Below are 14,664 nucleotides of genomic sequence, written 5' to 3'. Positions count from 1 at the left end.
CAAACATTACTTTAGCTAAAGTCTCCAAATTGACACTCTCCCTTAAATCCCTGCTCCAATTACAAATGATAATCCGACGGATATAACGAGTGAAATAAATCCAACAGCACGGTTATCCTTTTGGATTTCCTCATCAATCTTAAATTTTGGCGTCATAAATTCATAAATGAAGTAGCCTAAAAGCAGCAGGATAAAACCGAAAAGTCCGGAACCCATCATTTCTAATAAGCTTTCATGCTGATTAATTGAAAATCTAAAAATATTTGCAATACCAAAGATTTTACCGCCTGTTGCCATGGCAACAGCCATATTCCCCTTTTGAATTTCATCCCAATTTTTATACTTCGTCACAAGCTCAAAGATTGTTAAAAACACAATGATGCAAAGAACCACAACGCTGTAGTAGGCAGCAATTTGAACTAGTTCATTTTCCCAAAATCCTTTCATCAAACCTCTCCCCGCTATTTGAGTTCAACAATAGTAACTCCGGTTCCACCTTCACCTGCTTCTCCAAAACGGGTGTTCTTCACACTTCGATGGTTTTTTAGCAATTCCTTTACACCTGTACGGAGGGCACCAGTACCTTTCCCATGAATAATCGAAACTCTTGGGTAACCGGCTAAAACTGCATCATCTAAGTATTTTTCTACCTTGAGTAGTGCATTTTCATAACGTTCACCTCGTAGATCCAGTTCAACTGATACATGGTAATCCTTCCCTTTTACCGTTGCGAGTGGTCGTTCGTGCACTTCCTTTTTTGGACTTTTTATATATTGAAGGTCCTTTTCCTTTACCTTCATCTTTAAAATCCCCATCTGTACCTGCCACTCATCATCATTCACTTTTTCAATTAAATGACCTTTTTGATCGAAGCTAATAACCTTTACTTCATCACCAGGAGTAAACGTTTGCTTGACTGGTTCCTTCTTTTCAACTTTTTTACTTTTCTCGAAGACCGGAACTGCTCCTTCTAAACGTTTCCTTGCATCAATCAGCTCATGCTCCTTTACTTGTGCATGTTGTTCCTTTCTCATTCGTCTTAAATCCTGAATGATTTTTTCAGCTTCTTTTTTTGCTTCTTCAACCTTTTCCTCTGCTTTACGTTCTGCCATTTCATATAAAGCATCACGTTTTTCATTCAAGTCAATGATTTGCTGCTGCAATTCTTTATGAAGCTTTTCAGCTTCCTTCCGGATATTTTCTGCTTCCTTCCATTCTTGCTCAGCTGTCTTTTTGCTTGTTTCTAATGAAGCAATCATTGTATCCACTTCAGTACGTTCATCACTCATCTGTGCTCTAGCCATGTTTATCACATGTTCTTGTAAGCCTAATCTCTTAGAAATTTCAAATGCATTACTGCGACCAGGTACACCAATCAATAGCTTATAGGTTGGGCTTAATGTCGTAATATCAAATTCAACACTTGCATTTATAACCTCGCTTCGATTGTAGCCATAAGCCTTTAATTCAGGGTAATGAGTAGTCGCTACAACCCGTGCTCCTCTGTTATACACCTCGTCGAGAATGGAAATGGCCAGTGCCGCACCTTCTTGTGGATCTGTACCAGCCCCAAGTTCATCAAATAGCACTAGACTATTTTCATCAACTTTTTTTAGGATATCAACAATATTAACCATATGTGAGGAGAATGTACTTAAGCTTTGCTCAATCGATTGTTCATCACCAATATCAGCAAATACATGAGCAAATACAGCAACTTCAGATCCATCTAGGGCCGGTATTTGCAATCCTGCCTGTGCCATTAACGTACATAATCCTAATGTTTTTAACGCCACAGTTTTACCACCGGTATTTGGACCTGTAATAACGATTGTGGTAAAGTCCGTTCCAAGTTCAATATCATTTGGTACCACTTCTTCTATAGGCAATAGCGGGTGACGTGCCTGAAACAGTCTTATAACACCTTTATTATTGACGATTGGCTTTGTCGCTTTAATTTGCTTTGCAAATCTTGCTTTTGTAAACATAAAGTCCATTTCTGCTAAGCAATAAACATTTTGTAATATATCTTGACTATTTTCAGCAACTTCTTCAGAAAGAAGTCTTAAAATTCGCTCAATTTCCACTTTTTCTTTAACCTTTGCTTGTTGAAGGGTATTATTTAAATCCACAACTACTTGAGGTTCTATAAAAAGAGTTGCTCCTGAGCTCGATTGGTCATGAACGATTCCGCCATATGATGACCGGTATTCCTGCTTTACCGGTATAACATAACGATCGTTTCTAATCGTAATAATGGCATCGGAAAGCATTTTCGTTGCCGAAGACGAGCGTATCATTGATTCTAATTTTTCCCTTACTCTTGCTTCTGTTGTTCTAAGCTGCTGACGAATCCCTTTTAATGTTACACTCGCACTGTCCAGCACATATCCATTATCATCAATGCATTGTGAAATGCTTTTCTCAAGGTCTTGCATAAGAATAATTTTCTCTGCAAGCACAGGGAGGTGATGCAATTCAATTTCCTCTTCAACCATTTTGTCAATAAACCGTTTCATATTGCGTCCAGCATAAAGTGTTCCGGCTACTTCAATTAATTCAGAAGCACTTAGCAAACCGCCAATTTTTGCACGCTTAACAGCAGCTCTAACATCCACTAAGCCGCCTAGAGGAACATTCCCTTTTAAACGCAATACTTTGGAAGCCTCATCTGTTTGCTCCTGAGCAATAAGAACTTCTTCAAAATGGCTTGAAGGAGTTAACGCTTTTGCTTTTTCTTTTCCTAACGAGGATGAAGCATGGTTAACAAGCTGGTCTTTTACTTTTTCAAATTCTAAAACATGTAATACTTTTTCCTGCAAAACCGTAAACCTCCTAGTAATTGCATGATCGTTTTTATAAAATTGGTCTTTTCAATATAATATTTAATGTGTTAAACTTGCTTATTGATTTCTGCTAAAGGCTCTTGCTTTCACGCAGGTGGTCCTGGGTGCCTCTCAGCGTATACAAGCCTGCTTAGGTCTCCCAACTGTCCTGCTGCTCCCTCTGGAGTCTTGTGACTTATGCCCCAATCAACGTAAAGCAGTTTTTACTATGAGTTTTCATATAGTATAGGACAAAGCAGGCTTTTAACTAGGTAAAAAGTCATTCTATCCATTACAATATAACCTACTGCTCCCCTATCATTTCAGAAAGGACAAGGATCTTGCAGCTAAAGAAACAATTAAGTTTGAAAAAAAGCTCTTTAAATCAATTATTTCTAGCACAAAATCATATTTCAGCATTCTTTATGATGTCTATTTAAAAATGCCTGCAGACTGTCGATCTCCCATGTATTTATAATATTATCACTCATTATCCAGCCTTTTTTAGCAGTAGCGACTCCCACTCTCATATCTTCCAGCATATCCGTATTATGCGCATCTGTATTAATGACAAGCTTTACCCCCGCTTCCTGTGCCTTTCGTACGTGTTCAGCGCTTAAATCAAGACGATGAGGATTTGCATTTAATTCTAGCGCAGTATCCGTCTCCTTGGCTAGTTGAATCAGCATATCAATATCCACATCATAGCCGTTTCGCTTCCCGATTAGGCGGCCAGTTGGATGAGCAATAATGTCAACATGTTTGTTCTCCAAGGCTTTCTTTAAACGACTCATAATTACTTCACGAGGTTGAGAAAAGCTCGAATGAATCGAAGCAATCACAAGATCCATCTCACTTAATAGCTCATCATCATAATCTAATGTGCCATCTGGCAAAATGTCCATCTCTACACCTGAAAGAATAGTTATATCATCATACTCCTCATTTAAGGCCTTAATTTCTTCCTGTTGCGCTCTAAGACGCTCTGGTGTTAACCCGTTTGCAACCTTTAGATAGTGAGAGTGATCAGTTATTGCAATATAGCTATATCCTTTTTTGCGGCAGGCCTCCACCATTTCTCTTATCGTAAATGCACCATCGCTCCAAGTAGAATGCATATGCAGGTCACCTTTAATATCCTCTAATTGGATTAACCTCATTTCTTTGTTGAATAGATCCACCTCTGTACCATCTTCCCGAATTTCTGGTGAAAAGTGCGGGAGATTAAAGTACTCATAAAATTCACTTTCTGTAGCAAATGTTTTTATTTCATTTGTTTCAATGTTTTCTACACCATATTCACTGATTTTTTCTCCGCGTTCTTTTGCAAGCTGCCTCATCCTCACATTATGATCCTTTGAACCTGTAAAATGATGAAGTGTTGTTGCAAATTCCTCAGGCTTAACAATGCGAAAATCCACGCTTACTTCATAATCATAGCTTAATTGAACGGAAACCTTTGTATCACCATTTGCGATAATTGCAGATAGAGCAGAAATAGCTAGCAGCTGATCCCGAACCTTCCCAGGTTCTGTTGTTGAAATAATAAAATCTAAATCCTTGATTGTTTCCTTCATACGTCGGAGAGAGCCTGCTTTTGAAAATCCCTCAATACATTCACATTGCCTGAGATATGCTTCAATTTCCTCTGCAATTGGCAGCATAAAGGCTAATGGAAGACGATCAGGACGACTTCCCATTTCCTCGATTGCTGCTAATATTTTTTCCTCTGTTTTTTTCCCGAAGCCTGCCAGCACTTGAATTTTATTCTCCTCACAAGCCTGCTTTAAAGCTTCAACACTATCTATTTGTAATTCTTTATAAAGCTTAGCAATTTTTTTTCCGCCTAAACCCGGTAGCTTTAATAATGGCAGCAGCCCCGCTGGAACCTCTTTCTGCAATTGCTCCATCACTTCTGATTTCCCAGTTTCTATATACTCCTTAATAACGGCTGAGGTTCCCTTGCCAATTCCCTGAATTTTAGTAAAATCATCTATTAAAGCCAAGCTTCTATCATCTATTTCAAGTGCATTGGCAGCTTTTCGAAACGCTGCTATTTTAAACGGGTTCTCGCCCTTTAACTCCATTAATACTGCAATTTTTTCCAATAAACGAATAACGTTCTTTTTATGAATAGCCATGTTTTCACCTCTACCTCGTTAATCAAAATGATACAAATATTTATAGAAAAAGTACAATTTTTACAAACATCATTTAGCGAATAGAAAAAACTTCTCTATGCGTGAGAGAAGTTATGACATGTACTGAATCCATAGTTCATTTACCTTATCTGAAAAATACGGTGTATGATTGACGATCAAATTCGCTAGCAATGATTGATCTAATGCTTGTTGAAGCTGATCAATTGGAATGAGTGCACCAATAAATAGTAAAATAAATAGCACGAGATAGGATTCTAAAAATCCTAAAATTGAACCTGCCCATTTATTTAACTGCTTTAAGATTGGCAGCAATGCTACAAAATCCAGCATAGCACCAATGATTTGCATAACAATCTTTGTTCCTATAAATAATATAACAAAAGCAACTGCACGGTAATAAGCTCCTTCTAAATTATCACCATTTAGTAAGGTTAAAATGGCCGGACCTTCACTTGTTACAGGATACGGAACCCACAGCTTTAATTTCGGTGCAAGATCATCAAAATACTGATATGCTACAATATATGCAACGATAAACCCGGTTAAATGTACAAATTGAAGAATAAAACCGCGTTTTAAGCCGACTAGGATTCCGAATAATAGAATAATAAATAGTACTAAATCTAGCATTTCTTAGCTTCAATCCTTTTCTATTATTTGCTTCTCTAGTTTTTCATACTCTTCTTTTAACTTTAAGTATTCGTGAACTACATTAACCGCTGTTAAAACAGCAAGCTTATTTATATCAAGAGAAGGGTTTTTACTATTAATCTCTCGCATTTTATCATCAACAATTGAAGCAACTGCACGAATATGACTGGTGCTTTCTGCACCTACAATTGAGAATCGTTGACCATATATATCTACTATCGTTTTCGATTTAGGGCGATTTGACAACGATAAATCCTCCATTTCCTGCAAATCCTACACTCTATCATAACATGAAGCTTTAGGAAATGTGAAGAAGATCGATATTTCGATTGATTTTGCGGGATTCCATTACTATTTTTAGAAGATGAAAGGATGTCATGATGGCAAACACAGTGATTAAAGTAACGACTGATACGATTAATAAAATGGAAACACATTATACCTCTGCTAAAACAGCAAAAGCCCCTCAAGGTGCTGTTTTTTCGGCAAAAGTGAATGGTTGCACCATTACTGCTTACAAATCGGGAAAGGTTTTGTTTCAAGGAAGCAAAGGAGAAGAAGAGGCTTTAAAATGGGAAACTCAAAGTAAACCTGCTCAAAATCCTGTATTAACTTCAGCAAAGAAAACATCAACCGGTTTCCAGCCGCCAGCAAATATTTCAAGCTTATCCATCATTGGATCTGATGAGGTTGGCACAGGTGATTTTTTTGGACCAATGACAGTGGTTGCAGCTTACGTTAAAAAAGAGCAAATTCCTTTACTCCACGAGCTGGGGGTAAAGGACTCAAAAAATTTAAAGGATCCGCAAATTATCGAAATCGCAAAAGATTTAATTCAAACAATCCCATATAGCTTACTTGTGCTACATAACGAGAAATACAATGAACTGCAGCAGAAGGGAATGTCACAAGGTAAAATGAAGGCCTTATTACATAATCAAGCCATTAACCATCTTCTTAGCAAAATAGCTCCTGAAAAACCTGATGGATTATTAATTGATCAGTTTGTTGATCCAGCTATTTACTTTAAGCATTTGCAAGGGAAAAATGTTGTAAAAGAAAATATTTACTTTTCAACAAAAGCGGAAGGGATCCATTTAGCAGTTGCCGCTGCTTCGATAATTGCCAGATACTCGTTTGTAAAAGAGTTTGAACGTTTATCAGAGTTGGCAGGCTTTACCCTTCCAAAAGGTGCTGGAGCTCATGTAGATATTGCAGCTGCAAAAATCATTCAAAAAAGAGGAAATCAGTTTTTGGCATCAATTACTAAAAAGCATTTCGCGAATACAGACAAGGCATTGAAATTAGCGAAAAAATAAAGAAAAGAGCTGTTTTAAAACCAAAGGATCAGTCCCCCTCGAGAGAGCACTGATCCTTTTTTAAACAACTCTAGTTCTTTATCCGCGTAAGGTAGCACCAAATTTCTCTTCTACTGCCTTCAACACGTTTTCATGTGTTTTTGTTACGTCTTCATCTGTTAACGTTCGCTCTGGATCGAAATAGCGAAGTGAGAATGCAACTGATTTCTTGCCTTCTTCAAGACGATCTCCTTCATAAAGATCGAAAACAGATACTTCTTTAAGCATGGTACCGCCAGCATGGGTAATTATCTGTTTAATATCTCCCGCTACAACGTCCCTTTCTACAACAAGTGCGATGTCTCTTGTAATGGATGGATAACGCGGAATCACTTCAAATCGTGTTTCCTCAATCTCAACCGTTAACAAATCAACTAATGAAAGCTCGAATACATAGGTTTCTAATAAGTCTAACTGTTTTTGTACAGATGGATGGACTTGGCCGATAAAACCAACCAGCTTTTCACCAAGGAAAATTTCAGCTGTGCGCCCTGGGTGCATGCCCTCACGTTTTGCTTGCTTATATTGAAATTGATTTGTCAATCCTAGAAGATCTGCTAATCCATCAATGATTCCTTTTACGACATAGAAGTCAACTGGTTTTTTCTCACCTTGCCAAGAATGTGAATGCCATAAACCCGTAACTGCAGCTGATAATCGTTCTTTCTCAAGCGGCTGGGTATCCTTGCCTTGTGAAAGGAAAACTGAGCCAATTTCATATAAAGCAACTTGATCAATTTGTCTTGCCACATTGTACTTTAACGCTTCTAATAAATTTGGAATAAGGCTTAATCTTAGTACACTGCGTTCTTCACTCATTGGCAAAGCCAGTTTGGTTAATTCTGAGAATTCAAGTGCATATTTTGCCGCTTTCTCTTCGCTCGTTAATGAATAAGTTATGGCTTGATATAAACCCGTACCTTCTAAGTAACGACGTACTTTACGGCGCTTATGTTGATAATCCGTCAATTTGCCCGGGAATGCCTGCCCCACCGGCAACGTTGTTGGAATATTGTCATAACCAAAAAGCCTTGCAACCTCTTCGATCAAATCCTCTTCAATCGAAATATCACCGCGGCGAGTTGGAACTGTGACAGTGATTGTTGAGTTGTCAACCTCTACTCCGAATTGAAGACGTTCAAAAATAGACTTCACTTCTTCAGCCGAAATAGACATTCCAAGAACTCGGTTTACCTTTTCAATTGTTGTTTGAACAACTGCAGGCTCAAAAGAGGCTGATTGAACTTCAACCGTACCTTCAAGCACTTCTCCGCCTGCATATAAGGAAATTAACTGTGCTGCACGCTCAGCTGCTGCAAAAACACGATTAGGGTCAACTCCTTTTTCATAACGGGCACTTGCTTCACTTCTTAATCCGTGATCCTTGGAAGCAATCCGAATTCTTTGTCCATTAAATAATGCAGATTCCAAGAGAATGGTTTTCGTGTCTGATTGAACTTCAGAATTTGAACCGCCCATTACACCAGCCAAGGCAACAGGCTCTGAACCATTGGTAATGACTAAGTGTTCTGTCGTTAATGTACGCTCTTGATCATCAAGCGTTATCATTTTTTCTCCAGCTTTTGCTCGGCGAACAACAACTTCCTTTGATCCGAAGCGATCATAGTCAAAAGCATGTAATGGTTGACCATATTCTAAAAGAACAAAGTTTGTTATATCAACGACATTATTATGGGGACGGATCCCTGCTGCCATCAGACGCGTTTGCATCCATAATGGAGATGGGGCAATGGTTACATTTTTAACTACCTTTGCTGTGTAAATCGGATTATCCTCAGCTGCATCAACTTTAACTGTCACTGCATCTGAAGCTTTCTCACCAATGCTCTCAAATGATATTTCAGGATACTTCACATCGCGATTTAAAATAGCCGCAACTTCATGGGCAACCCCCAGCATACTTAAGGCATCAGCTCGATTTGGTGTTAAGCCCAGTTCAAGAACAGCATCATCAAGATTTAATTGCTCAAGCGCATCAGCCCCTGCTTCTACATCGCCAGGGAATACAAAAATACCTTCTGAATATTCCTTTGCGACAAGCTTAGATTCAATTCCCAGCTCCTGTAATGAACAGATCATTCCGTTGGAAGCTTCTCCGCGAAGCTTTGCTTTCTTAATTTTAAAATTCCCTGGCAGAACAGCCCCTACTGTTGCAACTGCAACCTTTTGACCTTTATCCACATTCTTTGCACCGCAAATGATCTGAACAATTTCACCGTTTCCTAAATCAACTTGACATTTATTCAGCTTATCAGCATTAGGATGTTGTTCCTTCTCAAGAACATGACCTATAACAACGCCCTTTAAGCCTTCGTTTAATACGTCAACACCTTCTACTTCGATTCCGCTGCGGGTAATTTTTTCCGCTAATTCATCAGGCGTAATCCCTGATAAATCTACATACTGGGCTAACCATTTATATGAAACAAACACGTTCATAACCTCCTAATTTTGTTATGAATTAACTTATATTTTTATACTTGGGATAAGCGATCGACATCCAGTTCCAGTTCACACGTCACTGATCAAGGCGCTTCCGCTTTTGCTCTTAAACTCGTTTAAATTGTTTTAAGAAACGGACATCATCTGTATAGAAATGACGGATATCATCGACTCCGTACTTTAACATGGCAATACGTTCTCCACCGATTCCAAATGCAAATCCGCTGTATTTCTTTGAATCAAAGCCAGCCATTTCAAGAACGTTTGGATGTACCATCCCGGCTCCAAGCATTTCAATCCATCCTGTTTTCTTACATATATTGCAGCCTTTTCCTCCACAAGAGAAGCAAGATACATCTACCTCTACTGAAGGCTCAGTGAATGGAAAGAAGCTTGGACGCAAACGAATTTCTCGCTCTTCTCCGAACATTTTCTTGGCAAATACTTCAAGAGTTCCTTTTAAATCACTCATGCTAATGTTTTCATCAACAACTAAACCTTCAACTTGCGTAAATTGATGGGAATGTGTAGCATCATCATTATCACGACGGTACACCTTTCCAGGGCAGATAATTTTCACCGGACCTTGGCCTTTATGCTTTTGCATTGTTCTTGCTTGTACAGGTGATGTATGCGTACGCAATAGCAGTTCTTCTGTAATATAGAAAGAATCCTGCATATCACGCGCCGGGTGTCCTTTAGGAAGATTTAACGCTTCAAAATTAAAGTAATCTGTTTCTACTTCAGGTCCTTCAGCAATTTGATATCCCATTCCAAGGAATAAATCTTCAATTTCCTCAAGTACCGCTGTTAACGGATGGTGATTTCCAACTTTAACAGGTCTTCCAGGCAACGTCACATCAATTGTTTCCTTTGCAAGCTTTTGTTCAACAGCTAATTGCTCTAAACGCTCCTGTTTGCTTGAAATCGATGTTGCAATAACTTCACGCACTTCATTCGCTAGGGCACCCATTACCGGACGTTCTTCGGCTGAAAGTTTTCCCATACCGCGCAAAACTTCTGTGATCGGACCTTTTTTCCCTAAATAAGCTACGCGAATGTCATTCAATGCTTTTAAATCCTGCGCTTGTTCAACCTTTTCAAGCGCTTCTTGTTGAAGCTGTTTTAATTGCTCCTGCATGTTTCTTCCTCCTTTATTTGAAAAGCGAGAGCGCCTTGACCAACCTAAGGCATATTAGACGGTTATGAAATAGAGCTGTTTTCTCCCTTTATTTCATGAGTGGCTGGACCTTAGAGGTACTATACGCTGTAGCTAAACTTAATTACAAATGTCAAATGAATGGCTCTTTATTGCAAAATAAAAAACCCGCCCCTAAAAAGGGACGAGTTGAATTCGCGTTACCACCCTTGTTAGCCGTGCATAAACTGATTCGCACTGCTCACTTCATTTGAATAACGGTAAAAACCGGAACACCTTTACGTTTTAGAGTTTTTATAGAAGTGCTCTAAGTTCGAAAACCTTTCCTACGAAAATCTCTAATACGGTCCAAGTATCAACTCGAGAGGTGAATTCATTTACACAATTCCATAAAGTGCTTTCAGTCTACGGCACTTTTTCCCTGATTGGATAAATTGTAAATTACTAGTCTCTGTCATCGTTTCTTTCATATGTAATTTCTATCTTATTATAATCAAAACAAATTGTTCCTGCAACTTACGCCCTCAAATGATAAAGAAGAATTCCTGTTGCAACCGCAACATTTAATGATTCTGCTCCACCATAAATTGGAATATACAGGTTTTTGTCGGTTTTAGTCAGCAACTCACTGGCAACACCGCTGCCTTCATTACCAATCAAAAGACAAAACGACTCAGACGGTGATACTTCACGATAGCTTACTCCATTTTGCAAAGAGGTGCCGTATGTTGGAAGCTGCTTTTCACGGTATGCCTCAAGCCATTCAAGTACATTCCCCTTAACGATTGGCAAATGAAAGATCGAACCTTGGCTTGATCGAATAACCTTTGAATTGAAGTGGTCAACCGACCCTTCAGCTATTATGATTCCGTCAATACCTGCAGCATCTGCTGTTCTTATAATAGTTCCTAAATTTCCGGGGTCTTGCACTCGATCAACGAGAAGGATCTTTTTCCAATCATGGGCAGTATCATGCGAATAAACCTCACAAATAGCTGCTACTCCTTGTGGAGTTTCTGTATCACTAATAGCCTTCATAATTTCCTTTGTAACGATCGTTATATTCAATTGATCGACATTCCAATGGGAAGGAAGTGTTATCTCCTCGGAAACGATAAGATCTGTGATGATTTCCTTCTTTTTTAATGCCTCTTCAACTAAATGCTGACCCTCAATGATAAACGTGCCTGTTGTTTCCCGTTCCTTTTTTGTATGAAGTTTTTTCCATTGCTTTACTTTTGGATTTTTAACTGACTCAATGCGATTCACTGTATTTCTCCTTTTACGTACAATTCCATTATCTCCTATCAATCATACATAATTCTCATGCATTTAACAAACGCTAATCCTAGAAGCAAGTATAAATTAAGGAGGGAATCTACATGAATTTAAATTTACGCCATGCAGTAATCGCAAATGTAACTGGAAATACTCAGGATCAATTAGAAGATACTATTGTTGACGCCATTCAAAGCGGGGAAGAAAAAATGCTTCCAGGCCTAGGGGTGTTATTTGAAGTCATTTGGCAAAATGCAACCGAGCAGGATAAAGAAGAAATGCTCTCAACATTAGAACAAGGGTTAAAAAAGCAATAAAAGGGCTATTTAAAAGACTGTTTCACAAACCTTGTTCCTATTTACCATGTAATACGGAATGGTTGATTGCAGCAAGAGTTGCCCGTTTTCCGCTTGCAGCCAGTTCCACTCAACCTTAAACAGTTTTTGTCATTGAACCTATTTTAAACAACGATCTTTTAGAAAAGAGCCTTATAAAAAAAGAGGGTCAGCCCCAACACACACTATGGAACCTATCATAGCAGGAAGTTCCGAAAAATTAGTGTTTTTGGGTACAGACCCTTTTTCATCTTTTTTTATTACTCATACGTAATTTTATCAACCGTTTCACGGTCCAATCGCTTGATGACTTCTGTTATTAATTTTACTGCATTTTCATAATCATCACGATGAAGCATTGCAGCATGTGAGTGAATATAGCGGGTAGCGATCGTAATGGAAAGTGCAGGCACCCCATTAGCTGAAATGTGAATCGCACCTGAGTCAGTTCCCCCGCCCGGCAATGACTCGAATTGATATGGAATATTTAATTCATCAGCCGTATCTGTTACGAAGTCGCGCAATCCTTTATGAGAAACCATTGAAGCATCATATAAGACAATTTGCGGACCTTCTCCCATTTTGCTTGCTGCCTCTTTCTCTGAAACCCCTGGTGTATCCCCAGCAATCCCAACATCAACCCCAAAAGCAATGTCAGGCTTAATAAGGTTAGCAGATGTACGAGCTCCGCGTAATCCAACTTCCTCTTGAACTGTCCCTACTCCATAGACAACGTTTGGATGATCTGAATCTTTTAAATGTTTGAGTACATCAATCGCAATCGCACACCCTATACGATTATCCCACGCTTTCGCAAGGAGCATTTTTTCATTTGGCATGACAGTAAATTCAAAATAAGGAACGACTTGATCTCCTGGCATAACCCCAAATTCCATTGCTTCTTCACGGCTAGATGCCCCGATATCAATAAACATATCCTTAATTTCAACCGGCTTTTTACGGGCTTCAGGCGGAAGTATATGAGGCGGCTTAGAGCCAATAATACCTGTTACATCACCTTTTTTTGTTACGATCGTCACACGTTGGGCAAGCATTACTTGTGACCACCAGCCTCCAACTGTTTGAAAGCGCAGGAAACCCTTGTCATCAATCTGTGTGACCATAAAACCAACCTCGTCTAAATGTCCCGCAATCATGATTTTTGGACCGTTATGCTTTCCAACCTTTTTTGCAACCAAGCTGCCTAAATTGTCTGTGAACACTTCATCAGCATAATTTGTTATGTATTTTTTCATGACGTCTCGAACTTCTCGTTCATTACCAGGTATCCCCTTAGCATCTGTTAAGTCTTTTAACATCGTTAAGGTTTCATCAAGCTTTGTCATTATGCGGCCTCCTTTAGTTAACCATATCTTTACTATTATATTATAAACTGGCTATTTTAAACGAATTATCTACATGAATATAATTAATAACCTTGTTTTTGTCTTTCATGATTAACCTCGTTTTTAGAAACATATGCATGTACAATTTGTTCCATTGAAAAACCTAGAAGATGACCTAAATGCAAATATCCTTCAAACATTTTTTTATACAGCTGCAACGTTTGCTTGTCTTTAAAAGCAGTAATTGTTTGATACACATTTAAAAATTGTTCTGTAGCACTGCGTTCTGCATGAATTTCTTCAAGCTCGAGTGAAGGGTCGACATTTATTTCTAATCCTAATGATAAAATAAAATGAATCCCGTCTACATATTCCTCTAAAATCACATCAATCGGGGCTGGCGGCTTTAAGCTCCAAAATTTAAAGCACCTCGTTTCATTTGCAAGCTCCCCTACCTCTACTAATAATGCCAGTATCTTTCGCTCAATAAGTGACTCGTTTTCCAATTGGTGCTGTGTTTCAATTTTTGTGTCCAGTTTATGCTGCATTTCAAATAATGATGTAAACTTCATTGCAAAATCCCTCCGTTCCATTTACCTATGTACTAAAAAATTATATCAAATTGAAAAAAACTTGAAACCTTTTTCTACACTAAGACGTATATATGGAAAAATTGCCCTCAGGAGGGGTTTATATGTTTGTGCTTATCTTACGATTATTGCTGCTTGCTTTCATTTGTTTCCTTCTTTATTCGGGGCTTAAATATTATTTTAATCCGAGGAGAAAGCTTAAACTGGCACATGAACAAAAACAATTTTTCTTTTTAGATGAAAAAGATGTTCGCAAAAACTTTTTGATTACCTATAAAGGAGTATATTTTGAAGGGGAAAAATATGTTGGTACAGCCCCAAATTCGTTCGAAGTCTTTTCTATTTTAATATGGACGAACTCTATTCACAGGTTGAAGGAAATAACCCGAGAAGATATTTGTTATATTGAACAACAAGTCAAGGAAAAGTATCCTGATGCTAGAATTGAATGGAAAAGTCCGATTAAGGAAGAATTGATGAGGAAACGGGATCTATAA

The 14,664-nt window shown here is 38.4% G+C and carries 13 protein-coding genes and 1 other annotated feature; of the genes, 3 read left to right on the top strand and 10 right to left on the bottom strand.

What is annotated here, in order from left to right:
• Positions 1–42: 42 nt before the first annotated feature.
• The 5 genes from WQ54_RS13140 to zapA all read right to left on the bottom strand — a co-directional run bounded on the left by WQ54_RS13140 (position 43) and on the right by zapA (position 5,884).
• The gene (locus tag WQ54_RS13140) at positions 43–447 is read right to left on the bottom strand and encodes a DUF350 domain-containing protein (RefSeq protein ID WP_046517270.1); all 405 of its coding nucleotides are present in this window, start codon (positions 445–447) and stop codon (positions 43–45) included.
• 14 nt (positions 448–461) lie between these two features.
• Positions 462–2,822, bottom strand: coding sequence for an endonuclease MutS2 (locus WQ54_RS13135; protein ID WP_046517268.1), 2,361 nt, complete (start codon positions 2,820–2,822; stop codon positions 462–464).
• A 416-nt stretch (positions 2,823–3,238) separates the two neighbouring features.
• On the bottom strand, positions 3,239–4,966 hold the full coding sequence (gene polX / locus WQ54_RS13130; RefSeq protein WP_046517266.1) for a DNA polymerase/3'-5' exonuclease PolX: 1,728 nt from the start codon (positions 4,964–4,966) through the stop codon (positions 3,239–3,241).
• A 111-nt stretch (positions 4,967–5,077) separates the two neighbouring features.
• Positions 5,078–5,617, bottom strand: coding sequence for a CvpA family protein (locus tag WQ54_RS13125; RefSeq protein WP_046517265.1), 540 nt, complete (start codon positions 5,615–5,617; stop codon positions 5,078–5,080).
• 9 nt (positions 5,618–5,626) lie between these two features.
• On the bottom strand, positions 5,627–5,884 hold the full coding sequence (gene zapA, locus WQ54_RS13120) for a cell division protein ZapA (RefSeq protein ID WP_046517263.1): 258 nt from the start codon (positions 5,882–5,884) through the stop codon (positions 5,627–5,629).
• A gap of 134 nt (positions 5,885–6,018) precedes the next feature.
• Here zapA and rnhC point away from each other — a divergent pair, with 134 nt between their 5' ends.
• On the top strand, positions 6,019–6,957 hold the full coding sequence (rnhC, locus tag WQ54_RS13115) for a ribonuclease HIII (RefSeq protein ID WP_046517261.1): 939 nt from the start codon (positions 6,019–6,021) through the stop codon (positions 6,955–6,957).
• Positions 6,958–7,035: 78 nt separating this feature from the next.
• On the opposite strand, the gene pheT is transcribed toward rnhC, so the two are convergent.
• The 3 genes from pheT to WQ54_RS13100 all read right to left on the bottom strand — a co-directional run bounded on the left by pheT (position 7,036) and on the right by WQ54_RS13100 (position 11,887).
• Positions 7,036–9,450 carry a phenylalanine--tRNA ligase subunit beta gene (pheT, locus tag WQ54_RS13110; RefSeq protein WP_046517259.1) on the bottom strand — a complete coding sequence of 805 codons (2,415 nt, stop codon included), beginning with the start codon at positions 9,448–9,450 and terminating at the stop codon, positions 7,036–7,038.
• Positions 9,451–9,565: 115 nt separating this feature from the next.
• On the bottom strand, positions 9,566–10,600 hold the full coding sequence (pheS, locus tag WQ54_RS13105) for a phenylalanine--tRNA ligase subunit alpha (protein ID WP_046517258.1): 1,035 nt from the start codon (positions 10,598–10,600) through the stop codon (positions 9,566–9,568).
• 195 nt (positions 10,601–10,795) lie between these two features.
• Positions 10,796–11,085: a binding site (T-box leader), on the bottom strand.
• Positions 11,086–11,134: 49 nt separating this feature from the next.
• Complete coding sequence (locus tag WQ54_RS13100; RefSeq protein WP_046517256.1) at positions 11,135–11,887, bottom strand: RNA methyltransferase; 753 nt, start codon at positions 11,885–11,887, stop codon at positions 11,135–11,137.
• 113 nt (positions 11,888–12,000) lie between these two features.
• Between WQ54_RS13100 and sspI the strand changes: the two genes are divergently transcribed.
• The gene (gene sspI / locus WQ54_RS13095; protein WP_046517254.1) at positions 12,001–12,213 is read left to right on the top strand and encodes a small acid-soluble spore protein SspI; all 213 of its coding nucleotides are present in this window, start codon (positions 12,001–12,003) and stop codon (positions 12,211–12,213) included.
• A 278-nt stretch (positions 12,214–12,491) separates the two neighbouring features.
• On the opposite strand, the gene WQ54_RS13090 is transcribed toward sspI, so the two are convergent.
• Both WQ54_RS13090 and WQ54_RS13085 read right to left on the bottom strand, forming a co-directional pair.
• Entirely contained in the window at positions 12,492–13,577 is a 1,086-nt protein-coding gene (locus WQ54_RS13090; protein WP_046517252.1) for a M42 family metallopeptidase, read from the bottom strand.
• 83 nt (positions 13,578–13,660) lie between these two features.
• Complete coding sequence (locus WQ54_RS13085) at positions 13,661–14,149, bottom strand: dUTP diphosphatase (protein ID WP_046517250.1); 489 nt, start codon at positions 14,147–14,149, stop codon at positions 13,661–13,663.
• Between the two features lie 122 nt (positions 14,150–14,271).
• Here WQ54_RS13085 and WQ54_RS13080 point away from each other — a divergent pair, with 122 nt between their 5' ends.
• The gene (locus WQ54_RS13080) at positions 14,272–14,664 is read left to right on the top strand and encodes a hypothetical protein (RefSeq protein ID WP_046517249.1); all 393 of its coding nucleotides are present in this window, start codon (positions 14,272–14,274) and stop codon (positions 14,662–14,664) included.

The organism is Bacillus sp. SA1-12, assembly GCF_000981385.1.
GTDB lineage: Bacteria > Bacillota > Bacilli > Bacillales > Bacillaceae > Metabacillus.
The sequence above is the reverse complement of the archived record's forward strand: the minus strand, read 5'-3'. Positions and strand labels throughout refer to the sequence as shown.